Raw genomic sequence first — 26,526 nt, 5'->3', positions numbered from 1 at the left:
AGCTATAACCCGAAGTCCATTAAGTTTTCAGAAATTTCATCGAAGTCTGACTCAGCGTCCGTTGCAAATTGTTCCCAACGTTCGGTGCTCCAAATTTCGATGCGGTTGGCAACCCCGACCAGTACGCAGGCCTTATCCAAAGCTGCGTGGGTCATCAGCGGTTTAGGAACGTTGATCCGGCCCTGCTTGTCCAGCTCACACTCCGTGGCTGCGGAGTACAGCAGACGAACAAAGGTCCGGGCGTTCTTCTGGGTTAGCGGCAGGGTTTGTAGCTTTTCCTGCAGCTTGGCCCATTCCGACTGGGGATAACCAAAGAGGCAGCCGTCCATCCCGCGGGTCAAAACAAAGTCATCACCCAGTTGTTCGCGGAACTTTGCGGGGATAATTAAACGTCCCTTTGCATCCAAGTTGTGATGAAACTCACCCATGAACATAGACGGCACCTCCCTTCATGATTCTAATATTACCACAATCCCCCACTTCCCACCACAATTTGTGTTATTTTCTCCACACTTTCCACTTATTTGACGATGACCTTAAACAAAAGGCAAGCAAAAGGCCCGAAAGCATTGGCTTTCGGGCCTTAACGGGTATGTGGGGAGTGGTGGGGACTGCGCCCCTATTTTGGGCAATTAGGTGGTGATTTCGCCCAAATCGAACCCTTGTTCGTGTTATTAAGCGGTCCAAATGATGGCGCCGACCCACCAAACGGTTGACAGGACCCCTAAAATACCAGCGAGCTGGGTAAAGTACCGTTTGAATAATAAGTCATATTCCCGGTAGATGGTCACCCCCACCCAAATGAGTGCAACCAAGCAAGTCGCAAAGGCGCACACGAACAGGTAGTCAGGGTGTGACCACGTTAACAAGATGATGCCCGCACCGTTCACGACCGGGATTAGGAGTAGCAACGGCTTCAACCCACGACGACGATGGCGCACCAGCACCCACAGAGCTAGCGTTACCACTAACCACACCAGGGGTAAAACCAAACCGACAGTATGCATGTCATTCACCTCTACTCCGATTGTACCAAAAATTCACGGGTTGGTGTTTGGTACCTGCAGCAGTAGTGGTCACCGGCAGCGTGGGTTGGGCCGGGGAGCTACGGCTTACGTGGGGTGCTCCGCGGTAACCACAGCTAGGGCGAAGGTTGGGTTGTTGCGAACCCGCAGGTGGGCTTTGGGACTGCGGCTTACGTGCCCTACGCCGTGATTGCTATACCCGCACGCTCCGGCCGTTCCGGCCTCCCACGAAGTTTATAGCCCGAGGAAACCACTCGGTCTATAAACTTTGCCGCCGTACGTCACTACGTTCCTACGGCGCTCCGGGGTCACAGCAACCACGTCTCCGGACACGACGCCTCCGTCCCAAAGCCCACCCGCGGGTTCCCGATATTTCGTGGTCTCTAATCTCTTGAGCCTAGTCCTATACCAATACATTACCTGACCGAACTCGTACCGGAATAAGCTCCAGTAATCACGTGAATATGACTACAGATTTGCGCGGGGCGGTTCTACTATTTCAATTGGGACTGTAAACTCCTTCGTAAACATAAAGATCAACACCTACCGTTGGTCGTACTGGTGTGGTGGTGGAGGTTGAGCGGCTGGGTCCCGCGACGGCTGCATGCCCGTAGTTCTGTTAGAGTTACTGCCAGTGGGTGCGCAAGCACTTACTGGCAGTTACGATTTACAGAATCAAATTGGTTAGACCGAGCGGGTTTTGCTCGGGCTACGCCAATTCGCGGTAGCCCGGCACGGGCGTGAGGCACGTAGCCGGTCGCGGGGACCAGCGGCTCAACCGGAACCACCACACCAGTACGGACAGCCACCGCAGCGGTCCACCAAGTCGCAGTACCTCGCAGCACCCCCACCGGCCAGAACCACCACGCCACCACAGCACATCCGACTAAGGCCGGAATTTGCCGAATGGCGGAAAACAATGTACAATGCACTCAGGATATTGTTTCAGTCACGGAGGTGTACGCATGAGCAAGGTCAACGTTAGCAAGGTCAAGGCGGAAAAGGAACACAAATCTGCCTTCCAGCACGTCACCCAGATTTTCGTTTGGGTCATGATTCTCATTACGGTTCTCGGCGTGGTGTTTACCGCCGTGGCCGCGTTCCAATAATCAGTTACTAATTGACGCAATCAAAAAGCTTGTGGGCTTTGGCCCACACGCTTTTTGATTGTACCTAAGACTACGGCTCCCGTAGCAGCTGCGGAGCTAGCCGGTAAACCAACAGTACCGCCACAATCGCTGCCACCGTGGTAAATAGTGCTGACCCGCCATTGATAATCAGCGAGTACAACCATGCAGCCTGTCCCTTTGGTGCGTAACTCCCCCAGAAAATCCAGCCGGCAATAAAGTGCCAGAAGTACTTGGCAAAGGTACCCACAAACGCCGCCGTAATAATGGCTCCCACCTGACGTCCTCGCTGTCCACTTTGGAATGCCCGGTAACTAATACCCGCCAAGCCGGCGCAAGTGAATGCAATGGGGTATTCCACAATTCCTTGAATCGGGTTAAGCACACTGCCCGACGCCAACCCAAACAGGATCATGTCCAGTACACCCCAAATCAAGCCACCCATCATGGCCGCGCCTGTACCACGCCGTAGCGCCAACACCACGATAGGAATAATGCCCCACTCTAGTTCAATCGCGGAAACCCCTGTAGTGTGCGGAATCACATGCAAAGCAGTGGCAACCGCGGCCATCACGGCGACCTCCACCATAATGCGTACCCGTTGTCGTCCCATAAAAAAAGCCTCCCTTGTGTTGTGTATACACTCACCCACCACAAAGGAGACAGTTTGCCTCATTTCACAATCCCTACGCTCGTGCTAACGAAACAGGTTCGAAGGGTATTTCTCAGCCTTACGGCACCCCTTTGTGAAGGTTACTTACTATTAATAATAACGGTTACAAGGAATAGCATACGCAATCACCGCATCACCGTCAAGCTTTCGCTACAAAATAGGACGAACGCCAAGCATCTGACCACCAATTATTGTGTCGCTTCGCCGAACCATTTGCGCTGCAACTTCGCGATGGTCCCGTCCTTCTGCAATACTTTCAGGCTGGCGTTAATCTTTGCCGCCAGTTGGGTGTCACCTTTGCGCATCCCCACCGCGAACTTCTCAGCCGGGAACGTGCCGTCAACAATCCGGTACTTCTGCGGGTTAGGCTGGTGAGCCACGTAGTAACGCGCGTACACACCATCAATGGCAATCCCCTGAATCCGCCCGGCGTTGAGGTCGATGAACGCCTTATCGTAAGTATCGTACAGTACGGGCTCCTTGCCCTTAATAATATCCTTCAGCTTTTTAGGCTCAGCATCAATGTCCGCCGCCCCACTGGAGTCCGTCTGGGCCCCAACCGTCTTACCGGCCATATCCGCAAACGACTTGATGTTGTCATTACGCTTGGTTACCAGCACCTGATAGTTCTTCAGGTAAGTGTCAGAGAACAGTACCTGCTTTTCGCGTTCCGGGGTGACCGTATAACCGTTCCAAATCAAATCGATGGTTTGGTTGCGCAATTCGGTTTCCTTCATTGACCAGTCAATGGTCTGGAAGTCCGCCTTGATGCCGTAACGCTTAAACACCGCCTTCGCTAGGTCAATGTCAAACCCTTCGAGCTGGCCGTTCTTTTCACGAAAACCCATCGGTACAAAGGTGTCATCCAAACCGATAACCACCTTCTTGGTCTTTTCGATGCGGGGCCATGAGTTCTTGGCGGTCGTCCGGGCGCAAGCGACAGACTGGTGACCGCGACCAGCGCCAGTAGCCCCGCCACCGCTACTTTCCAAAATTTTCGCATAGGTTTACGCCTCCGTTCCGGTTGGCATTGTGAAGACGTTATCCGCCACGCTCCGGGCAAAGTCCATATCGTGAGTCACCACAACCTGGGTCATCCCCCCCTGCTTCAGTTGGTTAACCAATGCGGCCACGTTATCGCGCAAAGCCGGGTCCAAAGCACTAGTCGGCTCGTCGTAAAGCAACACTTGTGGATCGAGCGCGAGGGCCCGCGCAATGGCGACCCGTTGCTTTTGTCCACCTGACAGCGTGTACGGGTAGGCATCAGCCTGGTCCGTCAACTCCAGTTGCTCCATCAGCGTGTTGGCACGAGCATCCGCAGCGGCTTTGGTTGCCCCCGTTAAGGTCGGGGCGAGCGTGATGTTGCGCCGTACCGTATACTGTGGGAACAGTTCAAAGCCCTGGAACACTACCCCAAGAATTCCCTGTTCGCGTAGCTGCTCTGGAATGGTTGCCTGACCATCCCACGCGATGGTTCCGGCATCAGCCGACTCCAGACCCGCGATAATCCGCAGCAAAGTTGTTTTACCCACCCCTGAAGGTCCAACGATAGCAAGTGTCTGCCCGTCAGGAACGGTCAAGTTCAAACCGTTGAGAATATTGCGACTACCAAATTGTTTACTAATTCCACTTAATTCCAGCATAATGATTCCTCCTAAACGCCTGGTTACGCTCGGCTTTGACTAACGGTAAAAGGCAAAGCGCTTCTCAACCCGCTTCTGCGCGACGGTCAATATGAACGTCAGGAACAGGTAAATGACCCCTACCAACAGGTACGGTACCAGCGTCACGTCGCGACTGGCGGCAATGTTACCGGCACGGAGCAGGTCGCCAATCCCGATAACGTATACCAGCGAGCTGTCCTTGATCAGGTTGATTGTTTCGTTCCCAATACTTGGTAAAACGATCTTGGTAATCTGACCCATAATTACGTAGCGGAATGTCTGCCAGCGCGACATTTTGAGGACGGTTGCCGCCTCGAATTGGCCTTTGTCGATTGCCTGGTAGCCACCACGGAAGATTTCCGCGAAGTACGCCGCGTAGTTCAGGATGAACGTTACCAGAACGGCCGAATTGCGGTCAAAGACAATGTGGATGGTTGGTAATCCGTAGAAGATGAAAATCATCTGCAGCAAGAGTGGCGTGCCACGGAAAATCCAAGTATAAGCACTCAGCAACCACCGTAACGCAACCGCCAGCGGATTTTTTGAGCGAGAGCCCAGTCCTGGCGACAGCACCAAGCCTAGTGGTAACGAGCAAACCAACGTGATAACAAATACCCAGAGCGTTGTCCAGGTGCCCTTGAGCAGGGCGGGCATAATTTCGGCAATGTATTGCATAATAACTTCCCCCTTCAATTTAAAAAGCGCCCCCTGTGATTACCTTAGTAACCACAGAGGGCGCCATGCGCGGTTCCACCTCTGATACGTTAGCCGCTCACACGGCTAACCTTATGTGGTTGTTGGGTACCAGCCATGTGCAGTTGCGCAAATAAAAAAAGCCCCCTGATGACCGGAGTCATCAGAGGGCGAATTAGCTTCGCGGTTCCACCTCATGTACGCAATACCGTCACCGGTATTACCTTAGCTGGTTGCTTCAACAACCACGGCGCTAACGGGCCCAACCGAGGACGCCTACTAACAGGCTTCAACGTCCCACTCGCGGATGTGAGGATAGGTGGTGGCCCCCCGCTTCCCAGCACCGCAGGGTCTCTGTGCGCCAATGCACCTAACCAATTCCGTTCAAAGATTTATGTACTCATTGATTGACTCTTAATCTACACTCACGTAAATCTAATGTCAACAACATTCGTCAAAAAGTTTCAACTTTTGTGAAACGGCAGCGTAGGCCGGGGCGGTGAGCCGCGGCTTTCGTGGGGTACTCCATGGTCACCACTGCTAGGGCGAAGGCCAGGTGGTTACGAACACGCGGGTGGCCTTTGGGACTGCGGCTTACGTGCCCTACGCCGTAGGTTGCTACACCCGCACGCTCCAGCCCGTGCCGGGCTTCCACGAATTCTGGAGCCAAAGAAAAACCACTTTGTCTCCAGAATTTGCCGCTGTAATTCGCTCCGCTCAAACAGCGCTCCGGGGCCGCAGCAACTACGTCTCCGGGCACGACGCCTCCATCCAAATGCCACCCACGGGTTCCCGATAATTCGTGGTTTCTAATCTCAGACTATGTGATCCCTTACCCAAGCTTTGTCCAGCTGAAGTAGTACCGGTACAGGGTTCAATATTATCGTCAGTATCCAGGACTATCCGGGGGCTGCTTTCTGGTTTTTGGACTATTAGCTGCCCTATCAACCTAATTGTTACCCTCTACCGTTGGTCGTACTGGCGTGGTGGCGGAGGTTGAGCGGTTGGTTCCCGCGACGGCTGTATGCCCGTAGTTCTGTTGGAATTACTGCCAGTTGGTGCGTAAGCACCTACTGGCAGTTATGAATTACAGAATCAAATTGGCTAGACCGAGTGGTTTTCTCGGGCTAGGGCAATTCGCGGTAGCCCGGAACGGGCGTGAGCGTGAGGCTCTCAGCACCGGTCGCGGGGACCAGCCGCTCAAACGGAGCCACCGCGCCAGTACGACCAGCCACTACCAGCGGTCACCGTGGAGCGGTCCACCAAGTCGCAGCACACCACAGCGCTCCCACCGGTCAGAACCGCCAACCAGCCTGCCCACCTAACTTATCAACGGTGGAACAGCTTGTGCCAAAAACCTGTCTTTTGTGCGGTAACCGGCAGTAATGGCACCGTCTCGCCCAGCAGCCGCCGGGCCACGTTGCGGTAACGTTTGCTGGCGTCATTGTCCGGGTCCATCACTACGGTCTCGCCTTTATTGGATTGCACGATGACGTCATCGTCATCCGTAATCAGTCCCAGCAAATCAATGCCTAAGTGCTGCGTAACGTCGTCAACGTCCATCGCGGTGCCGTTTTGGACCATGTGTGGCCGCACCCGGTTGATAATGAGCTTGGGTGGCAACGACATGCTCGACTGTTCAATCAGACCCACGACACGGTCAGCGTCACTCACCGCCGACACTTCTGGAGTGGTCACCACGATGGCTCCGTCCGCGCCAGCAATGGCATTCCGGAATCCTTGTTCAATCCCCGCGGGTGAATCCAAAATAATGAAGTCAAAGTCGGGCTTCAACTCTGCCACCACCGCGGCTACCTGCTCTGGTTCCAACGCGTCTTTGTCGGCATTTTGTGGGGCGGGTAACAAGTACAGGTTATCATCAAAGCGCTTGTCCTTGATCAGGGCCTGTCGCAGCTTGGCGCGACCCGTCGCCACGTCCACGATATCGTAAATAATGCGGTTGGATAACCCCAGTACCGCATCCAGGTTACGCAACCCGATGTCCAAATCCAACAACACCACGCGCTTGCCGCGTAGTGCGAGCGCGGTGCCAATATTGGCACTCGTTGTCGTTTTTCCGACCCCACCCTTACCGGAGGTCACAACGTAACTTGTTCCCATCATTTATCCTCCACTTGGTCAAAAATCCACGGGCGTAACTGCCGTAGCTGCACACTAGGGGCAAAGTTGAGCATGTGTGCGTCATCCATGTAGCACAAATCGCCCGCGGCTGGATGCTCATCGTCAATAATGGCCACTGCATCAGCCAACCGCACTTGTTCCACACCCGTCATGTCACCCACAACCACTGCGCGAGCGTTGTCGGGAAACCCAGCGTGGACGACACCCTCAGCATGGCCCAACAAAAAGATTGAGCCGGTCGCCTTAATGCTAGCGCCAGGGTGGAGTACACCCGTAAAGACCACGTCACCCTCGTAACGCAGGTCTTGACCGGAGCGCACCACCCCACCCGCAAAGTGGGTGCGTGCTGCCGCTACTTTGGCTGCGGCTACCTGGGCATCAACCACATCAGCCGTCAACGCGCTCACAGCAAAGCGCGGATAGTCGTCAAAGACCGCGGCCAAATGCTGCCGCTGATCCTCTGTCAACAAGCGATTCCCCGTCGTGACCGTGAAGCTAACGTTGCCCTCAGGTGTTTCCGCGTACAAGTGTGCTATTAAATCAGTCAACTGGGCGAGAATGGCCTCAAAGCTGGCGTCTTCATCCAACCGGAGGGTAAACCCATCCGAACTGGCCTTCAACACAACTGCATCCACAACGCACCCCTCCATCCAAATATTAGTCTTGCGTTAATTTTACCAGTAATCGTGATAAAACGTAGTACATAATTGCAAAGAGAATAATATTCACGGTCAAACCGGGTGCAATATGTTGCGTAATCAGCGCACCAACCGAAGCGGTTGTACTCCCCAGCATCATCGCCACCACGTAGCTAGCAACTTCGCTGATGGTCACCGCAATGACAAATACGGCCCATACAAACAGCCACCGTCGCGGAACGATTGGGCGGACCTGCGTCACTAGAAATACAATCAATGGCAGGATAAAGGTATTCACGCCCAAGATACCAGTGTAGAAAAAGTCAGTGATTAAGCCCGCGCCGATGGCAATGGGCATCACCCAGTTTTCCTGGGGCACAAAGACGACGACCAGTACAAGGCTCAGCAAAGTCAATTGGGGTACACCAGTGTACGTGGCCCGCATAATCCACTGACCAGTACGTGCGCGACCGCTCCATCGAGCAAGACGGCCAAGTAGACGGTGGCAATGGCAACCCAGTGCCGGGTAAATTTCTTTTCGTCCACGCCGTTACCCCCCAATTGTCCGCTTGATCACCGTTACTACATCCATATCGTCCAAGTTACCGGCCGGTTTGATGTAAACTTTGTCCGCTAAACCGTAGTTATCAGTTTTAACCGAAGCCACCTTACCAATCAATAGGCCTTTCGGAGTGAGTCCACCCAATCCGGATGTCATCACCTGTTCGCCCTTCTTAATCGTTTGGTTAGTAGAAATTTGGCCCAGCACCAGTTCACCCGGGCCTTGTTATACCCAGTAATGATACCATTAACCGCGTTGCCACTACTACGGACGACTTCGGCCGCAAAACGGTTCGATGCCGAACTGTTAGTACTGATCATTTCAACTTTAGAGTTAGTCTTATTAACCTCGACAATCCGGCCGACTAAACCAGAGCCGGACATGACGGGCATGTTCTTCTTGATGCCCGCCACGGACCCTTTGTTAATCACCACGGTGTTAGTCCAATCTGAAGGTGACCGTGAGATTACTGAGGCCGTGGCCTTGCTGTAATCAGTCAAAGTCGCGTTGAGGGCCAGCTCCTTTTTCAGGCGCTTGTTTTCCTGTTTTAACGACTGGTTTTGCACCTTAGTCTGGGCTAAGTCGTCCAAACTGGACTTCAACCGTTCGTTTTCGGAATAAGTATTGAAAAGGTTAGCCACGTCGTCCAGGGCGTTACTAATCCCGTTGGCGGGAATAGCCACCACCCAGCTGGTGATACCCACCACGTCGTTCCCCACCTGTTGTACAACTGGTGGGGTGTTTTTGTTGTTCCTGACGCTAACTGAAGCCGCAATTAGCCCTACACAGACCAATAACGACACCATCAGCACAATTAACCGTTTGTTTGAGAAAAAACTTCTGCATGACACTGCTCCTCCAGGATGACGCTGGTTGCCATCCCGCTTCTGCCGGTGCTGGGACCACATCAATTGTTCAACCACGCAAGCAACTGGTACGTACCCTCAACAAAAAAAAGGGCCGGGGCAAAATAACTTGTCCCGGCCCACCCTGTTGCTCTACTTCTTCATCGCTTCGATGTTCTTCAGGGATTCACCGGTACCGGTAGCCACACAGTCCAGTGGGTCCTGCGCGATAAATACAGGCACCTTTGTTGCGTCGCTAATGACGCCGTCGATACCCTTCAACAGGGCACCACCACCAGTCAACACGATACCGTGGTCGATGACGTCGGCCGCAATTTCCGGTGACGTTTCTTCCAGGGTCTCCTTGATGGCAGTAATAATTTCCTGCACAATTTCGTTGATGGCCGTTGCCACGTCTACAGCGGCAATCTCGACCGTTTCTGGCAAGCCGGTCAACAGGTTACGCCCACGAATGGCCGTACCTCGATGTCCTTGGCTTCCTCAACCGAGGCCGAACCAATCGCAATCTTGATGTCTTCAGCGGTCCGTTCACCAATCAGCAGGCTAAACTTCTGGCGAACGTAGGTAATAATAGCCTCGTCAATTTTGTCACCAGCCATACGAATTGAACGACTGGATACAATTCCGCCCAAAGAGATAGTGGCAACGTCGGTAGTACCACCACCAATATCAACCACCATGCTACCGGTTGGGTCCATGACGGGCAAACCTGCACCGATGGCAGCCGCGTACGGTTCCTCGATGACGTAGGCCTCCTTGGCACCAGCAACCTTCGCGGCATCGATAACGGCCCGCTTTTCAACTTCGGTTACACCACTTGGCACACAAACCATAACGTATGGATGTGCGTTGCCACCCAGGGCTTTCTGGATAAAGTACTTGAGCATGGCTGCGGTGGTGTCGTAGTCGGCAATTACGCCGTCCTTCATGGGACGAATGGCGGTCAAGTTCACCGGCGTACGGCCAATCATATCCCGCGCTTCAGTACCGACAGCGGTGATTTCACCCGAGTGGGTATCCTTGGCCACAACGGAAGGTTCGCGCAAAACGATGCCCTTACCCTCGACGTAAACCAATGTGTTCGCTGTACCTAAATCAATTCCAATATTTTTAGTCCCTAATCCAAACAAGCCGTTCTCTCCTTTGGGCATCATGAAAATTCTAACAAAAGCAGTATATCACAGTTGCAGGCGATACCAATGCTCGGTACTGGAAATTTCATAGTCTTAGTCTTTCCTTATAGTACATAGGGTAACATTTTGCAGCGCCGCGTTTCAACACAGTTAGGGTTGGCGTATGGCGGCAGCGTAGGCCAGCCCGGTGAGCTGCGGCTTACGTGGGGTACTCCATGGTAATCCACTGCTAGGGCGAAGGCTCCAACCCGCTAAGTGCGGGCGTGTTTCCGCCGCGATTTCAAGCCTGCCCGGAAAAACCACCGGTCAGTCTTGAAATTCGTCGCGCCGTACGTCACTACGTTCCTACGGCGGTACCCCCTGGCAGTGGTTACCATTCCGACCCCACACGCCTCCGCTCCCCGGCCCGACCGACGCGGCCTCACACTACATTTAGAGTCGCGACACCCAGTCCAAACCGTAAACACTAAATCCATTGACCGTTTGTCGGTCCACCAAAGCAGATTAGATCTGCAAAACTGTATCGGTTGAACTAACTTAATTTTATAAAGCTGAATGCTTGCTAGAATTAATTCACAAACGGTGACTGGCTGTTATTACCACATAAATCCGTTCGCAAATGTGGTTCTGGCCGGTGGGGGTGCCGTGGGGTGCGGAGACGACTGGACCCGGAACGGTGACCGCTGTTAGGGGCTTGCCGCAGTAGGTTTACTTCCAGTTGGTGCTTTAGCACCTTACTGGGAGTTAATTCGCAGGTCTGGCAAAGCCAGCCCGAGGGCGAAGTGACGTACAGCGCGACGAACTTAGAGACTGACTGCCCGGGCTTGGCAGGCAGGCTCTAAGTCGCACCGGAAACCGCGGTCTTTGCGGTTGGAGGTTTCGCCCTAGCAGCGGTCACCGTGGAGCGGTCCACCAAGTCGCAGCACCTCACGGCACCCCCACCGGCCACAACCACCCCACGCAAAAACGGCTGGAACGTCACGTCTCCGCGATCGACCAGCCGTTGATGCAATGCCTAAATATACCCGTGCTCGCGGAACGATACGTAGTCCGTGCTGCCAATCACCAGGTGGTCTACCAACGCGATGCCCACCAAGTTGCTGGCCTCCAACACATTTTGTGTCACGCTAATATCGGCTGAACTCGGCTGCGGATCACCACTCGGATGGTTGTGCACCATAATCATCTGGCCGCGCCGTACAGAATTGCCTTCCGCAACAACACCCGTTGGTCAATGAGGCTACTTTCAATCCCACCTACCGATACGGTTTCCTGCTTAATGATTTGGTTCTTCACGTCCAGGTACAGAATCAGCATTTCTTCGTACGTCCGGCCCGCAAAGTGGCGAATCATCGTTGACCCTAGCTCACCCGCACTCACCACTTTGCCGTGCCGCACCGCCAACCGCGACTGCGCCCGGCAGCCTAGCTCAACCATCAGCAATAACTTCTGCGCCACCGTGCTACTCAATCCCGGTAATGCGGCTACCTCGTTCACCGTCGCTGCGGCTAATTGCTCCAAATCCGGATAATGTTGCAATACCGACTGGACGGCTCGCGTAGCGTCGGCCGCACCCGCTACGTGGACGGCAGCCGTCACCAACTCGCGGTCCCCCAGCAAGTTGGCCGCAGTCGGCATAGCAATAATACGTTCGTTTTGTTCCACCAAAACACCCCCTCGCAAAGATATTTCGCAAGGGGGTGACACAAAACTACTTAGTACCTAACAAAGTTTGGCGGACATCACTCACTAAGTACAACGAGCCCATAATCACCACCGTGCGACTTGCGTCACCGGCCAAGATGGTGGCCAGGGCGTCCTGCCAACTAGCCGCCACCATGGCGTCCTCCTCGACCGCTTTGTACTCGTCAATGCTGGCCGCACGTGGGTTGTCCGGTACCGGCACGTACACTACGGGCCAATCCGTCTTGGCCAGCTGCCCCATCATGGTGTCCAGATCCTTATCGTGCAGAATGCCCGCAATAATGACCACGTCGCCGGCACCACCAAAAAGTTTGACCGCACCCAACGCGTTGCGCATACCGTCAGGATTATGGGCACCATCAAGCACCACGGTCGGGTCCGTGCTAATCACTTCCATACGTGCTGGCACGACTGCCGCCTTCAATCCCCGCTTAATTTCCAAAGCCGTTACTGGCCAACTTTGCAATCGGGCGTAGGTTTTCGCCGCCCGCACGGCCACAGCCGCGTTGTGTGCCTGGTAATCACCGGCCATCGGGACCCACAGGCCGGCCATACTGCCATCCCCGTCCTGGTACTTAAACACGGTGCCACCATTCCGGTAATGCACCCCGCTAACCGCAAAGGCGTCGCCCAGCGTAGCCAGCGGACTTTCAACCGCCGCAGCCTGCTTACGCACCGGGCCCAACGCGTCCGCAACCAAGTCCGCCGTCACCGTCGAACTTCCAGGGGTGATAATCCCCGCCTTTTCGGTCGCGATGGCGCCAATGGTATGGCCCAAAATCCGCGTATGGTCCAAAGCCACGTTGGTAATGACGGCCACATCCGGCTTGATCACCGTGGTCGCGTCGTGCGTACCCCCGATGCCAACCTCAATGACCGCTACGTCCACGTTATGCTGGGCAAACGCCGCGAACCCCATGGCGGTCACAAATTCAAACTCCTTCAAAACAAAGTCGCTATCCTGAGCCCGCAGTTCTGTGTATATACCAGCAACTTGTTGGGCCAGGTTGAGTAACTCATCGTCGCTAATGGGAGTCCGGTCAATTTGAATACGCTCGTTAAAGCGGTTGATGAATGGGGACGTGAACATCCCCACCGTCAGGCCGCTTTGCTGGAGGATACTGGCAATCATGTTGGTCGTCGAGCCCTTACCGTTGGTCCCGGTAACGTGGATATAATGACCATGCTGCTCCGGATGATTGAGTGCTGCGAGGACCTTCAACAGGTTTGTGTGGTCCGCCGTTTTGGTGATCCGGGGTAAGTCATGAATAAACGCCAACGCGCCCGCATAATCTGTAAACATATTCCTTTTTCCTCCTCATTATCGCTACCAACACTGTTTGCTCGCGCTGGGCTTCACAAGTACTTACTGCCCTCACGTACCGCAAGCGTGCTGAGTTGTGAATGATCAGTCATGAACTGCCGTACCCAGCTGAATCCGTCTTACTGTATTGCCGTAGCGCCCACCCAACGGCCTTCTGGATAAAGAACTCGTCCGTATCGATGTCGTACTCAATGGCCCGGGTTAACAGCGCGGTATCCGTAGCATCTTTGCTGGCCAGTTGTAGGGTAATGGCGACCCGCCGCATCCAAAAATTATCGTGCTCCGCAAAGATGCCGAACACATCTGCCAGCGTCTGCGGATACAGCCGCACATAGTCGCCAAATAGTGGCCGCCACGCATCGACGGAATCCCACCAGCTTTTGCGCATGACTAGTGGACCCAGTGCCACCAAGTCGCTAATTCATATTGGCGCGCGTGCTTCCGCGCCAAATCGATTGCCAGGTACTGATATTCGCGTTCATCACGGGCATACAAATCATTAACGGTTTGAATGACCGTGGGCACCGACCAGCCACGGCTAGACAGAAGCAACAGCCGCGACTGGAGTTTGCGCTCGGGTGTCTTCAAACCCGCAAAGGGAAACTGGTTGAGCATATACTTAGCCATCGCCGCCTGATTAGTGACGTTCGGCACAAAGTTAAAATCGACCACTACTTTTCCCCCTTCACATCCACTACCGTTAAGTTAATTTTACCATGTTACCCACCCACGACGTTAACCGTAGTGACCAAAATACAATTATTGGCGCACGCTAATAGGGCCGCACGCGCCGCCCTCCATGAGCGGTGCGTGCGGCCCTATCGCCTAACACACAATATTACGGAACCATTAATTAGTTTTGTGCAGCATCCAGCTGTGCCAGACGTTCCTGAGCAGCTGCCTGCTCAGCGACGAAGCCAGCACGCTTTTGCTTCTGTTCCTCGATGACTTCTGCAGGTGCGTTCTTGGTGAAGCCGGGGTTACCCAACTTCTTATCAATCCGCGTAATCTCACCATCAAGTTTAGCGAGGGTTTTGTTCAACCGGGCAGTTTCCTTGTCAAAGTCGACTAACTCAGCCAAGGGCACGTAGACGGTGGCACCGGCCATAACGGCGGACGCCGATTTCTGCGCCTCTTTGACCTCCACCCCGTCAGCCAGAATTTCCAGCGTCTTGGTGTGCAGGAACCGATCCAACACTTCGCGGTTTGAAGTAAACGCATTTTCGAGTTGGTTGTCGTTCAGCGAAATAATCACGTCAATTGGCGTGCTCAATGGGGCGTTCACGTCGTTACGAATCTTCCGGACGGCCCGGATCAAGTCGAGCACGTTCGTCATTTCCGCAGCGGCTTCATCGTTATCGAACTCGGCGTGCGTGACCGGGTAGGCCGCCGTCACGATTGAATCACCTTCATGTGGCATGTTCAACCACAGCTTTTCAGTAACGAACGGCATGATTGGGTGGAGCAACCGCAGAATCTGGTCCAGGACGTACAACAGGTTGTTGCGCTTCTCGGCTTTGGCCACCTCATCGTCGCCAGTCAGCGTAGCCTTACTGATTTCGATGTACCAGTCCGCAAATTCGCCCCAAATAAAATTGTACAGGTCACGGCCAGCTTCACCAAACTCAAACTTATCGAACTTGGCGGTTACACTGGCAACCGTCCGGTTCAACTCAGCAAAGATCCACTTATCGGCCAAATCGAACTTCGCTGGGTCGGGCTTGTGGGCGGGGGCCTGGTCAGCATCCAGGTTCATCATGATGTAACGCGAAACGTTCCAAATCTTGTTGATGAAGTTCCAGGCCGAATCCAGCTGCGTGTAACTAAAGCGGGCGTCCTGCCCAGGAGTCGTCCCGTTGGCCAGGAACCAGCGCAGTGCGTCGGTCCCGTACTTATCAATGACGTCAATGGGATCAATCCCGTTGCCCAAAGACTTACTCATCTTGCGGCCCTGCTCGTCACGCATCAACCCGTGAATCAACACGTGCTCAAAAGGACGTTGGTCGGTAAAGTGTAGCCCCTGGAACATCATGCGGGCAACCCAGAACGGAATGATATCATAGCCAGTTACCAACGTGTTGGTCGGGTAGTAGCGCTTGTAATCAGCCGCATCCGTGTCCGGCCAGCCCAGCGTGGAGAACGGCCAGAGCGCGGAGCTAAACCAGGTATCCAGAACGTCGGGATCCTGTTCCCAGTTTTCAGCGTCTTCTGGTGCTTCCATCCCCACGTACATGGCTCCGGTTTCCTTGTTAAACCAGGCCGGAATCCGGTGTCCCCACCAAAGTTGACGGGAAATAACCCAGTCATGGATGTTTTCCATCCAGTTAGTGAGTGTGTGTTCAAAGCGGCCAGGCACAAAGTCGACTTTGTTGTCCGTCTTCTGGTTGTCCAGCAGCTTCTCGGCTAGTGGCTTCATCTTCACAAACCACTGGGTCGACAGGCGGGCTTCCACCTGCACACCGGTACGTTCAGAGTGCCCAACCGAGTGCACGATTGGTTCAATCTGAATTAAGTCACCGGAAGCCTGCAGGTCCTTTACCAGGGCCTTGCGGCAATCAAACCGGTCCATGCCTGCATACTTACCAGCCTCGTCGTTCATCGTGCCGTCATCATTCATACAGTTGATGCGTTCTAGGTTGTGGCGCAGGCCGACCTGGAAGTCGTTAGGGTCGTGGGCGGGCGTAATTTTAACGGCACCAGTCCCAAAGTTCATGTCGGCGTGCTCATCAGCGATAATCGGGATTTCCCGACCAACGCCAGGGACAATGACCTTCTTACCAATAACCTTCTCATAGCGCGGATCGTGGCGGTTCACGGCCACCGCGGTATCACCAAACATGGTTTCAGGCCGCGTCGTCGCAATTTCGATGCCGCCCGGCGTACCGTCAGCAAACTTGTAGATCATATGGTAAAAGGCACCCTCGTCGTCCTGGTGAATAACCTCGATGTCGGACAGCGCGGTCCGGGCTTGCGGGTCCCAGTTAACGATGTACTCGCCACGGTAGATTAAGCCTTGGTTGTACAGATCGACGAACACTTTGCGCACGGCTTGAGACAGCCCCTCGTCCAGGGTGAACCGTTCGCGGTCGTAGTCGAGTGACAGGCCCATTTTGCCCCACTGGTTGCGGATAATCTTGCTAAATTCATCCTTCCACTCCCAGACCTTCTCAACAAACTTGTCCCGGCCGAGATCGTAGCGACTAATCCCCTGCTCACGCAGTTTGGCCTCAACTTTGGCCTGGGTAGCGATACCCGCGTGGTCCATCCCTGGCAGGTAGAGGGTGTCGAAGCCCTGCATCCGCTTCTGGCGAATAATCATGTCCTGCAAAGTCGTGTCCCAAGCGTGCCCCATGTGCAGCTTACCCGTTACGTTTGGCGGTGGGATAACGATAGTGTATGGCTTGGCCTTTTGGTTGCCACTTGGTTTAAAGACACCCGATTCGACCCATTGCTGGTAGCGGCCGTTTTCAACGGACTTGGGATCGTACTTTGGTGCTAATTTGTGTTCCGTCATGCTGATTCCCCCATAAAAAGTGTTTTCGTTAGTGCAAAAAAAGTGACTGTCGCCGTGACTGTGCTCCGCGAAAACAAAAAAAGACCCATCCTAACGTATTAGGACGAGTCTACTCGCGGTGCCACCTAAATTGGTCGCCCTGCGGCAACCCACTCAGTACGGATAACGGCCGTAGCCGACCATCCTTACTGCTAGTTCAGGACGGCACTCACAAGCTACAATTAACAACCCGGTCGCAACTTGCACTCACCGTTGCGTCTCTGTGAAGCCGGCGCTGTTAACCCTCTTGCTCAACGTATTGGCTACAGTATAGCCGATAGCCGGTGAACGGTCAACGGTTGGCGACTGTAAAAGGATGGCTTTTTAGCGAACGGCAGCGTCGGTCGGGCCGGGGAGCTGCGGCTTACGTGGGGTGCTCCATGGTAACCACTGCTAGGGCGAAGGCTCCAACCCGCCAAGTGCGGGCGTGTTTCCGCCGCGATTCGGAACCTGCCCGGAAAACCACCGGTCAGTTTCCGAACTCGTCGCGCTGTACGTCACTGCGTTCCTACGGCGGTCCCCCCTGGCAGTGGTTACCATTCCGACCCCACACGCCTCCGCTCCCCGGTCCAACTGACGCGGCCTCACACTACTGTTGTCAACACTTCAGCACAGACCTTGCCCACGGAATCCGTTTGAGCAATATCGCTAGTCTATACAAAAAAACAGCATGAACCGTTAAGAAAAGGGCGTACTGTCTGGACGTCCGCTGTAGTTGATAACATTCACATTGGTGCAATCAACTCTTCCTACCGCACCACTAACCGACGACCGTTACGTTTACAGCAACTCCGCAATGATGTCTTGCTGCTGGTTCATGTACTCGTCGCCGACTTTGATTTCCGTGACCTCGATGCCATCCAACGCCTCCTTCATCAACGCGTCAACGTCGATGAAAGTCTCGTAATAGCGCGCCTTGTCCATCTTCGGCTGCGTCTTTGGTGATGGCGGTGCAAAGATGGTACAGCAATCCTCGAACGGCATGATGGACAGTTCGTACGTGTCGATATTCTCTGCCTGCGCAATGATTTCCGTTTTGTCCATCGTTGCGACCGGCCGCACAATTGGCATCGTTGTGACGTCGTTAATTGCGGCCATCGACGACAACGTCTGGCTCGCAACCTGGCCCACCGACTCACCGTTGAAGATTGCCAAGTCACCCCGCTGCTCCGAAATTGCCTCGGTCAACCGTAACATCAAACGGCGTTGAATCGTCATCAGGTAGCCTTCCGGAACTTTGGCCTTAATTTCTTCCTGAATGTGTGTGAATGGCACCTGAATAAAGTTGATGCGGCCAACGTACGGTGTCAACTTGGCCGTTAACTGCTTGGCCTTATTCAACGCATTTTCACTAGTGTACGGCGGGCTGAAGAAATGCACCATCTCAATGTCAACGCCACGCTTCAACGCTAAGTACGCCGCCACGGGTGAATCAATTCCCCCGCTCAGCATCATCGTCGCGTGGCCCGCCGTCCCGACTGGTAATCCACCGGCACCCTGAATGGTTTCCGTCGACAGGTAAATGCCGTCGACCCGCACCTCCACACGCAAAGTCGCGTCCGGACGCTTCATCTGTACCTGCAAATCTGGGCGGGCATCAGTCAAAAAGTCCCCCATCTCCCGGTCCATGCCGTAAGTATCCAGTGGGAATTGCTTGTCGGCCCGCTTAGTTTGGACTTTAAACGTGCTACCGGCTGGCACCGTTGCGTTAACGAGCTCCAGGGCCACCTGCTTCACGTGATCCAGGTCGTCTTTGTCCACCTTAATTGATGGCGAGAACGTTTGAATACCAAAGACGTGGCTGAGCACGTCCATAATCGGCTCGGCGTCGGTACCGTTCAACTCGATGTGCAGACGGTCACGCTTGGGGCGAATCGTCAGCTGGTCAACATACTGGTGCAACGCCTTCACGATGTTACCCTGTAGCCGGCCAATAAATGCCCGCCGGTTCTTACCCTTCGTAGAGAGTTCGCCGTAACGAACCATAATTTCGCTATATTCCATAAATCGTATCCTCTTTGGTTGAATGACTACTTGGCCGGAGCAAGCTTCTGAAACTCCGCGTGTACCTTGTCGAATGCGCGTTCAAAGGCCTGTGCCTCCGCCATCGTGTTCTCCTCGTCGAGACTAATCCGAATGGCGCTGGTAGCCAGGGCATCCGGGACGCGCATGGCCTTCAGCGTACTACTCTCGGCCCCCGACCGGCTCGAACAAGCACTCGTCGTCGACATAAAAATGCCTTCATGTTCAAAGGCGTGCACAATGGTCTCGCCGCGGACACCCGCAATGGCGAAGGTCAAAATGTGCGGCGCGTAGCCATCGTCTAGCTGGCTGAACAACGTCACGTCATCCTGTTGGTTGACGTAATTAGCGATTTCGGTCCGAATGGCCTGCTCACGCGCTACGTTGGTCTCTTCGTCCGCTAGGCATACGCGCAAGGCCTTCGCCATCGCCGCAATACCCGGCGTGTTTTCCGTCCCACTACGCCAGTCACGTTCTTGACCACCGCCCGCCATCAACGGGTCAATCATACGGCCCGACTTGGCAAAGATGAACCCTGTACCGCGGGGCGCGTGGAACTTGTGTCCCGAAAACGTCAGGAAATCGATCCGTGGGTGGCGCACCTTGTCCAGCACACCTTTGCCCACGGACTGCACCGCGTCCACGTGGTAGTGAATGGTCGGGTAGTCCTCCAGCAGGTCGCCGATGGCATCGATTGGCTGAATGCTGCCGACCTCGTTATTCACCGCCATGACCGAAACCAGGATGGTATCGGGCCGGATGGCGTTCCGTACGGCGTCAACACTCACAAATCCGCGGCTGTCGACCGGCAAATACGTCACGTCAAAGCCCAGCTTTTCTAGTTGTAGCATGCTGTTACGCACGGCCGGGTGCTCAATTTGGGTGGTAATCAGGTGCTTGCCAAATTGGCGCTTCGCCATGGCCGTACCCTTAATAATCCAGTTATCGCCTTCGGTACCACCGCTGGTAAAGTAGATTTCCTCTGGCTGCGCGTGAATCAGTTGTGCAATTTGTGCCCGCGATTGATCAACCACTGCCCGGGCCTGATCCCCCAGGTTGTGGAGCGAGCTGGGATTGCCAAAGAAGTCTGTGGCCACCGTCCGGTAGGTGTCCAACACACTGTCGAGTGGCTTTGTCGTTGCACTATTATCGAAATATATCATCGCGTATGTCCTTCCAAAAAATAAGTAATGTCGTACCGCATTATAACAGGTTTTTCAAACTAGGCAAAGGTACACCCGGTGCCAACCTGATTTCATCTAAAAGGCGGAGCCGACTGCTCCGCCTTCCTGTTGCGTTAATATCATCAAACGTTGTCCTTGCTATCGAGGTAGGCGTCCTCAACGCGCTTATAGCTACCCGGGACGGCCTCTTCCAAAGCCGTGGCCAAGTTATCAGCCGCTTCTTGATAGCGGTACTCGTTGTACAACGCCCGACTCTTGCGGGCCGCATCCGCTACCTCTGGGTGTTCATCACGGTAGCGGTTGGCTGCCTGCAACAACTGGGCAGTCATCCCCACCGCGTCCACTAGTGCACGTCCCTCATCTTCGAGGTCACTGACGTCGCTAGCCAAACCAACGAGTTGCTGGTTAATGTCATCCAAGTCAATTTTAATCTGATCTAGTGCCGTGGCGATGGTATCAATTTCTGATTGCACGTGGTGTAGCCGGTCCGTATAGCTTTCCGGTAACCCTGGCAGTTGGAGTTGGTCCAGTGACCGTTGTACCGCGCGCATGGCCGTCACCTGCGCCTTCAACGCTAAGTTAGCGGACTTCTCGCCATCCTTTAATTTCGAAACCGCCGCGTTAATCGCTACCTGACGCTCCTCAATTGCCCGTAACCTTGTTGTAGCGGCGTTGAGGTGATCGGCGACAGCGGAGAACACGGCTGTATGGTCATCAACCGCTTGGACGTCCGCCTGGTGTTGTCGGTCTAACGTCACTAATTCCTCGCGGAGGTCCTTAGCTTCCTGTAGTTCACCGTTATTCAGGGTGTAACTTTGGTTCAAGTGGTCCAGCTCAACAATTAAGGCGTGGTTCTGCCGCTGTGCATGCACAATAAAGCGACTCACCATGGCCTCGTCACGCTCAACCGTCCGCCGAGCCGTCATTTCCCGTTCCATCGCGGCGTACATGCTGTCGATTGCGTCCGCCGCGGCTTGGTTATCCGATTGGGCCTGAACCAAATCCATCGCCGCGATTGCCTTATCGCTGGCCGCCATCTGTTCCTGAACCTGCTCAATCTGCGCGGGAATATCAATATCGGGAAAGTGGAAGTTATGCTTAGTTAACGACTGGTAAGACGTCTGAATCTCATCCAACTGCTCCGGGAAGACCTTGACCAGGTTTGTCACTAGCGGCGGTACCGCGGCAACGTTATCAGCCAACTGCCCGACACTTTGCTTGAGGTCTTTAAGTGCTACGGCTGCCGCCTGGTGGTCACCAGCCGCCGTGATTTCCTCGACGTTAGCAAATTCCGTAGCTAAATCGGCCAACTCTTGCTCGAAGGCGCCATGGCACTCCCATAAGCAAAGTTTTTGGCCAGAAGATCCTTGCGTGCGTTCTGGTAGGTTTCTTGAAGCTGGTCGAGCAAGTGCTGGTTGGCCGCCTGGGCCGCTTGCAGACGCTGCAACTCCGCGTCCACCTGCTCATACTTTTTCGCCACCACATCTAGCTTCGCCCGGGCGTCCTGCAACTGCTCGCGCACCGCGGCAAAGCGGAACTGGGCATTGGCGGTCTCCAGGTCCAGCAAAATGGCCTCGACCTCGGCCCCCGGTCCCTCGCTAGCCTGTTGGTACTCGCGCTCCAGCCGGGTGAGGGTTTTGAGACTCTCACCGCCTAAGTGGGCACCCTTCAGGACATGAATGGTCTGCTCAATATCTGCATTCGCCAAATCCGCAGACCGCGCGTCCAGCTCACTAATTTGCTTGGTGTAGCGCCCTTTGAGCACTAACGCCACGATTAACGCGGCCACCAGTAGGACCACGACCGTCAACACTATCCACAACATTCCGTGTCACCCTCTTAATCGAATACCGCTACGATTGCATTTTACACCGTTGGCGGCTACAATACCGTTAATAAAGAAATGGTATTTGTATGTACTGATTCCTATTGTCCAGTATCCCAAAAACCGGCGCAAGTTAGAACCCCTATTTGCAAATTACTACTGAAAGAAGGCAATTTTATGTCCCAATTAGACCCAATCGTTGTTGCTCAGGTCGACGCACTGCTTACGGATGAGCATAATCCCATCACCAACCTCGCGAACGCCGCGGCATTGTTAAACGATTCACTCACCGACGTTAACTGGGTTGGTTTCTACCTATTCAATCGCGCTAGCAAGCAACTCGACCTCGGTCCTTTCCAGGGCAAGGTTGCTTGTATGCACATTGAGCCAGGCAAAGGTGTTGTGGGCACCGCCTTTGCCAGCGGGGACAGCATGATTGTGCCGGACGTGCACGCCTTTGCCGGCCACATTGCCTGCGATGCCGCTAGCAACTCGGAAGTCGTCGTACCCATCACCGTTAACGGTCAGACTGTTGCCATCCTCGACATCGACTCCCCAAGCCTGGACCGTTTCAGCCAAAACGACCAAAAAGTGCTGGTGGACTTCGCCACGCAACTCGCCGCGCACCTTGACATTGAGGCACTTGCTGCGGTATGCTAGCATGCGTGTAAAATAATGCAGCTGTGGGCGGCATGGTCGGCTCCAGTTGACTAAGGATCTACTTGGGAAGTAACCGCGCTGCAATGGCGAAACCCTAGGGTCAACTGCCCGTGTGTTAAACCCACGAACCTTTATTTTACTCCAATAAAATTTTTTGGAGGACTATTAATATGTCTCGTTATACTGGCCCTACCTGGAAGGTTTCACGCCGTCTGGGTCTATCCCTTTCCGGTACTGGTAAGGAACTCGCACGTCGCCCCTATGCACCTGGTGACCACGGTCCTAACAGCCGTCGGAAGATTTCTGAATACGGTACACAACTGCGTGAAAAGCAGAAGTTACGTTTGATGTACGGTCTGAACGAACGCCAATTCCGTAACTTGTTCGTTCGTGCCGGTAAGATTACTGAGGGTACCCATGGTGATAACCTCATGATCTTGCTGGAACAGCGTTTGGACAACGTTGTTTTCCGTCTGGGCTTGGCTACTACCCGCCTCAGGCTCGTCAGTTGGTAAACCACGGCCACATCTTGGTTGATGGCAAGCGCGTTGACATTCCTTCTTACGAAGTACAGCCTGGTCAGGAAATCAGCCTGCGCGAACGTTCCCAGAACCTGGTTGTTGTTAATGCCGCAATCGAAGCTACTGTTGCCCGTCCGGCATACGTAGAATTCGATGAAGACAAGAAGTCAGGTAAGCTGACTCGCCTGCCACAGCGTGAAGAACTCGAACCAGAAATCGACGAAGCCCTCGTCGTTGAATACTACAACCAGTTGCTGTAATATTCAGCCTCGCAAACGTCGTTACCGCAACGTTTACCGGACTTCTACTGTTGCAGATTGTTGCAGAATTTACAACTCGGATAGCAAATCCATTGCACGCCCATTCTGGGCGTGTTTTTTTTCGGGCATTAACGAGATGTAATAGTCTTGTGTGATACTCAAGCTCGCGTGCCTAGATGCGCCGAAACATAGGCCAAATCAATATCTTGGCTGAATAAAAATGAAGCGAACGTGTCGCGCAAACCATGGAAGGTCGTATGACTGACTTTTGCCTCTTTCAATAGCGGCTCCAATCGTAGCGCAACCCGGAATCCGTATGTCTCAAAGATGTAGCCGTCAGCCTTTGGTTTGACCTGCTTGAGGAGATCATATAGCTCACGAGGCAATGATACCGTTCGATACGCCTTTTTGGTCTTCAAGGTAGTATCGTTCTTCACCCAAGGACTTCGCTGCTGGTTAACGTGAATGCCACAGTCACCTTGCTCGTCATATAATGCTTCCGGCCGCAGCCCCAGGCACTCGCCTCGGCGCAATCCGGTCAGCAACGCCACCAACACCATGACGCAGAACTCGTCCTCGGCGGCATGTTCAAAGCAGTATTGCTTCAACGTCTTCATATCGGTGATCGATAGCGGCACGTTCCGTTTCTCTGACGCCTTCCCGTGTGCCTTGATCAGGCTGGAAATGTCATTGACCAACAACCCATGCGCGAAAGCGTATTTGAGCATGGAACGCAGCGGTCGAATCATATCACTCACCGTCTTCTGCGCGTGGGTCTTCCCGTACTCATCGAGCATTGTCTGCAAGTAAGTATCGGTCACATCGCACAACCTTACCTCCTCAAATAGCTTGCGGAAGGTCTTACCAATCCGGTGATATGACAGGTAAGACGTTTCCTTCAACTCTCCTTTCTTGGCAAATTCAAGCCAGTAGTCATAGTAATCCATCATCGGCGTTTGACGATCAACTAAGTCCACGCCACCAGCCTTCTTCATCTCCAGCGTATGCGCCAGATCTGGCGTCTTGCTTATTCGAAAACGACTTTGACAGTCGATAGGTCTTTCCTTTCTTCGTGAATGCGACTTGCGTCAAAATACTTTTTCCACGTTTCATAAATGAAGCCATGCTCGTTTACCTCCTAAATAAACTAAGCTGGCCCCGTAAATACTTAGGTCCAGCTTAGCATCCAATTTGTCTGGACGACAACTACAACTTAATCGACCAGATGCTCGCGCACGAAACTGGTCAATTCTTCGATGGTAAAGCGAGCCTGCTTACCGATCATGAAACACCGGAAGTCGCGGTGCCGCCGAAAGACTTTATCAAACGTCACTGGATCAACGCCGAGAAAGTCAGCGGCCTGTTGTCGGTTCAGCAAATACGGGAGTTGCATAGCGTTTGGATATTCCATTTCAATCTCACTCCTTCTACGAATAGAGTTTGTGTGAGATAATCAAACCAGATAGGACCCATATCTTATCTGTGAAGGGTGACTACTTGCTTTGGTCGGCGTGGTCATCCTTTTTTTGATTGCTCACTTTCAGGTGTTGCTTCCTTGAACAAACCATTCTCAAGCTGCTCGGCACCAACTGTGTACTGATCAATCAACTGCCGGTGCTTATCAGTTAAGGGTGCATGCCGAATCGCATTCATCGTTTCCTGGTTCCCCCAATAAGCGTCAATTTCATGCAGCACACGTTGCATCGGAGCGACCTGCTTGTCGATCCAAGCCCGCGTGCGGTTCAGATCCAAAGGCACAGGCGCCATCGTCAACCGAAGTGGCTGACGATCATGCCCGACGAATCGTTCCCAGTTCTTGTTGGTGGGCCACTTTAATCGAGGGCTACCCGGCCGCGCGTCGACAAACCGCAGATACCGTGTGATGATACCAAAGATTGTCTTTTCCTCATCGCGATAGCAAAGCAAATCTTCAACGGCCTTAGCTGCGCGATCATTCTTCAAGCGTACCTCGAACCGGTTACGAATCTGAGTGGTCAGCCCTTTCTTATGCTGCTCGGCTGCCTTTTCGTAAAGGCAGAAGTACAACTCGCTTTTGGTGGAGCCTATATACAATGTTGTGCCGACCTCATCGTCAATGTCTTCGTCATCTTCATGGAAAATGTGACCCGAAACGATTCCTTGATATTCACGCATGACAGATATGCACTCGTTAGCCCGAATTTTCTGAATCAGGTTGGGAATGTCCAGTAGGTTTGCCATATCGTTCACTGCCAAGTCCAAGCGCTTGATAACGCCGCCTCGATCGAGTGCTTGGTCTAGGAAGTCGTACCAGGTTTCTCCACGGCCGAGCAAAATGCTCTCCATTTGTCGGCACCCTTGGCCACGTAGCTCCACTAGGGTACCGAGCTTGGTATCCGGCGTTGATCCGTACACCTTGATTTGACCAAGCGACACTGTGTACACGTAACCAAAAGCGGCTCTGTCATCATATCCGACCAAATCTTCATTTAGCCGCAAGAACTCGCGAACAATCCGCTTGATATCATTCGTTGGGAATCTGATTCGTACATAATCAATCATCATTTGCAGTTCTGGCTCATCAGTCCAGTTATTTAGCAGTTTGTCGATATGCATCTGTAAGCCACCACTACAAGATTCACCATTTTCAATCCGGCTCAAATGGCGCTGTGTAATGCCTAGTCGCTTGCATAATTGTAGTTGTGTCAAATTCAGTTCCTTGCGTCGTCGCCGGACTGAATCGCTCCAATATCCCAATCGTCTACCTCCTAATTTGTCTTGCTTCCAGACAATCACCGGAATTGTCCAGTCATTGGCTCTTGCGATCTATCAACGTTTCTACCGGGAAATCAGGTTGATAGGTGTCATTTACGACCCCCCTGTTAGTAAACGGGGGTCTAGGCGGCCGGCTACGCCGACCGCCGCCGCTCACGCTTGCGGCTTTCGCGCTGCACGCCGCGCGTAGCGGCGG

The 26,526-nt window shown here is 53.7% G+C and carries 19 protein-coding genes, 6 pseudogenes, 1 riboswitch and 1 other annotated feature; of the genes and pseudogenes, 3 read left to right on the top strand and 22 right to left on the bottom strand.

The window, feature by feature from the left end; all coding sequences use genetic code 11:
- Window positions 1–2: 2 nt before the first annotated feature.
- Both mraZ and JCM12539_RS01975 read right to left on the bottom strand, forming a co-directional pair.
- On the bottom strand, window positions 3–434 hold the full coding sequence (gene mraZ, locus JCM12539_RS01980) for a division/cell wall cluster transcriptional repressor MraZ (RefSeq protein WP_054648849.1): 432 nt from the start codon (window positions 432–434) through the stop codon (window positions 3–5).
- Window positions 435–674: 240 nt separating this feature from the next.
- The gene (locus JCM12539_RS01975) at window positions 675–1,007 is read right to left on the bottom strand and encodes a hypothetical protein (protein ID WP_054648848.1); all 333 of its coding nucleotides are present in this window, start codon (window positions 1,005–1,007) and stop codon (window positions 675–677) included.
- A 983-nt stretch (window positions 1,008–1,990) separates the two neighbouring features.
- On the opposite strand from JCM12539_RS01975, the gene JCM12539_RS12495 reads away from it, so the two are divergent.
- Complete coding sequence (locus JCM12539_RS12495) at window positions 1,991–2,134, top strand: DUF4044 domain-containing protein (RefSeq protein ID WP_156301991.1); 144 nt, start codon at window positions 1,991–1,993, stop codon at window positions 2,132–2,134.
- Window positions 2,135–2,204: 70 nt separating this feature from the next.
- On the opposite strand, the gene thiT is transcribed toward JCM12539_RS12495, so the two are convergent.
- The 17 genes and pseudogenes from thiT to JCM12539_RS01895 form a co-directional block, all read right to left on the bottom strand.
- On the bottom strand, window positions 2,205–2,765 hold the full coding sequence (gene thiT, locus JCM12539_RS01970; RefSeq protein ID WP_054648846.1) for an energy-coupled thiamine transporter ThiT: 561 nt from the start codon (window positions 2,763–2,765) through the stop codon (window positions 2,205–2,207).
- Window positions 2,766–2,818: 53 nt separating this feature from the next.
- A riboswitch (TPP riboswitch) is annotated at window positions 2,819–2,906 on the bottom strand.
- A gap of 107 nt (window positions 2,907–3,013) precedes the next feature.
- Window positions 3,014–3,817 (bottom strand): amino acid ABC transporter substrate-binding protein, encoded by an 804-nt coding sequence (locus JCM12539_RS01965; protein WP_225350182.1) that lies wholly within the window; start codon window positions 3,815–3,817, stop codon window positions 3,014–3,016.
- A 15-nt stretch (window positions 3,818–3,832) separates the two neighbouring features.
- The gene (locus JCM12539_RS01960) at window positions 3,833–4,468 is read right to left on the bottom strand and encodes an amino acid ABC transporter ATP-binding protein (RefSeq protein WP_054648843.1); all 636 of its coding nucleotides are present in this window, start codon (window positions 4,466–4,468) and stop codon (window positions 3,833–3,835) included.
- A gap of 39 nt (window positions 4,469–4,507) precedes the next feature.
- Entirely contained in the window at window positions 4,508–5,164 is a 657-nt protein-coding gene (locus JCM12539_RS01955) for an amino acid ABC transporter permease (protein ID WP_054648842.1), read from the bottom strand.
- A gap of 1,347 nt (window positions 5,165–6,511) precedes the next feature.
- Window positions 6,512–7,303 (bottom strand): septum site-determining protein MinD, encoded by a 792-nt coding sequence (gene minD, locus JCM12539_RS01950; RefSeq protein ID WP_054648841.1) that lies wholly within the window; start codon window positions 7,301–7,303, stop codon window positions 6,512–6,514.
- A complete protein-coding gene (locus tag JCM12539_RS01945; RefSeq protein WP_054648839.1) occupies window positions 7,303–7,959 on the bottom strand; it encodes a septum site-determining protein MinC in 657 nt (218 codons plus the stop codon). Before JCM12539_RS01945 ends, minD begins: the two co-directional genes overlap by 1 nt.
- A gap of 22 nt (window positions 7,960–7,981) precedes the next feature.
- Entirely contained in the window at window positions 7,982–8,377 is a 396-nt protein-coding gene (gene mreD / locus JCM12539_RS01940) for a rod shape-determining protein MreD (protein ID WP_054648838.1), read from the bottom strand.
- Complete coding sequence (locus tag JCM12539_RS14470) at window positions 8,374–8,508, bottom strand: hypothetical protein (protein ID WP_263849721.1); 135 nt, start codon at window positions 8,506–8,508, stop codon at window positions 8,374–8,376. Before JCM12539_RS14470 ends, mreD begins: the two co-directional genes overlap by 4 nt.
- A 4-nt stretch (window positions 8,509–8,512) precedes the next feature.
- A pseudogene (gene mreC, locus JCM12539_RS01935) lies at window positions 8,513–9,330 on the bottom strand (rod shape-determining protein MreC).
- A 192-nt stretch (window positions 9,331–9,522) separates the two neighbouring features.
- Window positions 9,523–10,520 (bottom strand): annotated as a pseudogene (locus tag JCM12539_RS01930) (rod shape-determining protein).
- A 1,018-nt stretch (window positions 10,521–11,538) separates the two neighbouring features.
- Window positions 11,539–11,840, bottom strand: a pseudogene (locus tag JCM12539_RS13745) (JAB domain-containing protein).
- Window positions 11,841–12,234: 394 nt separating this feature from the next.
- Window positions 12,235–13,530, bottom strand: a complete 1,296-nt coding sequence (locus JCM12539_RS01920; RefSeq protein WP_054648835.1) for a bifunctional folylpolyglutamate synthase/dihydrofolate synthase — start codon at window positions 13,528–13,530, stop codon at window positions 12,235–12,237.
- A gap of 53 nt (window positions 13,531–13,583) precedes the next feature.
- A pseudogene (locus tag JCM12539_RS01915) lies at window positions 13,584–14,178 on the bottom strand (DNA alkylation repair protein).
- A 226-nt stretch (window positions 14,179–14,404) separates the two neighbouring features.
- Entirely contained in the window at window positions 14,405–17,065 is a 2,661-nt protein-coding gene (locus JCM12539_RS01910) for a valine--tRNA ligase (RefSeq protein WP_054648833.1), read from the bottom strand.
- 96 nt (window positions 17,066–17,161) lie between these two features.
- Window positions 17,162–17,368, bottom strand: a binding site (T-box leader).
- Window positions 17,369–17,884: 516 nt separating this feature from the next.
- Window positions 17,885–19,108, bottom strand: coding sequence for a tRNA uracil 4-sulfurtransferase ThiI (thiI, locus tag JCM12539_RS01905; RefSeq protein WP_054648832.1), 1,224 nt, complete (start codon window positions 19,106–19,108; stop codon window positions 17,885–17,887).
- A gap of 26 nt (window positions 19,109–19,134) precedes the next feature.
- Window positions 19,135–20,289 carry a cysteine desulfurase family protein gene (locus JCM12539_RS01900; RefSeq protein WP_054648830.1) on the bottom strand — a complete coding sequence of 385 codons (1,155 nt, stop codon included), beginning with the start codon at window positions 20,287–20,289 and terminating at the stop codon, window positions 19,135–19,137.
- 143 nt (window positions 20,290–20,432) lie between these two features.
- Window positions 20,433–22,135, bottom strand: a pseudogene (locus JCM12539_RS01895) (septation ring formation regulator EzrA).
- A gap of 177 nt (window positions 22,136–22,312) precedes the next feature.
- Between JCM12539_RS01895 and JCM12539_RS01885 the strand changes: the two are divergent.
- Window positions 22,313–22,795: a free L-methionine (R)-S-oxide reductase MsrC gene (locus JCM12539_RS01885; protein WP_054648823.1), complete on the top strand. Its 483-nt coding sequence runs from the start codon at window positions 22,313–22,315 to the stop codon at window positions 22,793–22,795.
- A gap of 170 nt (window positions 22,796–22,965) precedes the next feature.
- Window positions 22,966–23,576: pseudogene (gene rpsD, locus JCM12539_RS01880) on the top strand (30S ribosomal protein S4).
- Window positions 23,577–23,734: 158 nt separating this feature from the next.
- On the opposite strand, the gene JCM12539_RS01875 reads toward rpsD, so the two are convergent.
- The 3 genes from JCM12539_RS01875 to JCM12539_RS01865 all read right to left on the bottom strand — a co-directional run bounded on the left by JCM12539_RS01875 (window position 23,735) and on the right by JCM12539_RS01865 (window position 26,351).
- Complete coding sequence (locus JCM12539_RS01875; RefSeq protein ID WP_225350181.1) at window positions 23,735–24,553, bottom strand: tyrosine-type recombinase/integrase; 819 nt, start codon at window positions 24,551–24,553, stop codon at window positions 23,735–23,737.
- A gap of 236 nt (window positions 24,554–24,789) precedes the next feature.
- Window positions 24,790–24,987, bottom strand: coding sequence for a helix-turn-helix domain-containing protein (locus JCM12539_RS01870; RefSeq protein ID WP_225350180.1), 198 nt, complete (start codon window positions 24,985–24,987; stop codon window positions 24,790–24,792).
- A gap of 104 nt (window positions 24,988–25,091) precedes the next feature.
- On the bottom strand, window positions 25,092–26,351 hold the full coding sequence (locus tag JCM12539_RS01865; protein WP_369396038.1) for a replication initiation factor domain-containing protein: 1,260 nt from the start codon (window positions 26,349–26,351) through the stop codon (window positions 25,092–25,094).
- Window positions 26,352–26,526: the final 175 nt, after the last annotated feature.

This window comes from Lacticaseibacillus pantheris DSM 15945 = JCM 12539 = NBRC 106106 (assembly GCF_001311175.1).
Taxonomy (GTDB): Bacteria; Bacillota; Bacilli; order Lactobacillales; family Lactobacillaceae; genus Lacticaseibacillus; species Lacticaseibacillus pantheris.
This window is presented reverse-complemented; position numbering and strand designations above follow the sequence as displayed.

Bases quoted from the DNA above. Each gene is read 5' to 3' on its own strand.
- JCM12539_RS01870 (WP_225350180.1), bottom strand. From the start codon at position 24,987: ATGGAATATCCAAACGCTATGCAACTCCCGTATTTGCTGAACCGACAA.
- JCM12539_RS01920 (WP_054648835.1), bottom strand. From the start codon at position 13,530: ATGTTTACAGATTATGCGGGCGCGTTGGCGTTTATTCATGACTTACCC.
- JCM12539_RS01885 (WP_054648823.1), top strand. From the start codon at position 22,313: ATGTCCCAATTAGACCCAATCGTTGTTGCTCAGGTCGACGCACTGCTT.
- JCM12539_RS12495 (WP_156301991.1), top strand. From the start codon at position 1,991: ATGAGCAAGGTCAACGTTAGCAAGGTCAAGGCGGAAAAGGAACACAAA.
- JCM12539_RS01900 (WP_054648830.1), bottom strand. From the start codon at position 20,289: ATGATATATTTCGATAATAGTGCAACGACAAAGCCACTCGACAGTGTG.
- JCM12539_RS01975 (WP_054648848.1), bottom strand. From the start codon at position 1,007: ATGCATACTGTCGGTTTGGTTTTACCCCTGGTGTGGTTAGTGGTAACG.
- mraZ (WP_054648849.1), bottom strand. From the start codon at position 434: ATGTTCATGGGTGAGTTTCATCACAACTTGGATGCAAAGGGACGTTTA.
- thiT (WP_054648846.1), bottom strand. From the start codon at position 2,765: ATGGGACGACAACGGGTACGCATTATGGTGGAGGTCGCCGTGATGGCC.
- JCM12539_RS01910 (WP_054648833.1), bottom strand. From the start codon at position 17,065: ATGACGGAACACAAATTAGCACCAAAGTACGATCCCAAGTCCGTTGAA.
- JCM12539_RS01955 (WP_054648842.1), bottom strand. From the start codon at position 5,164: ATGCAATACATTGCCGAAATTATGCCCGCCCTGCTCAAGGGCACCTGG.
- minD (WP_054648841.1), bottom strand. From the start codon at position 7,303: ATGGGAACAAGTTACGTTGTGACCTCCGGTAAGGGTGGGGTCGGAAAA.
- JCM12539_RS01960 (WP_054648843.1), bottom strand. From the start codon at position 4,468: ATGCTGGAATTAAGTGGAATTAGTAAACAATTTGGTAGTCGCAATATT.
- thiI (WP_054648832.1), bottom strand. From the start codon at position 19,108: ATGGAATATAGCGAAATTATGGTTCGTTACGGCGAACTCTCTACGAAG.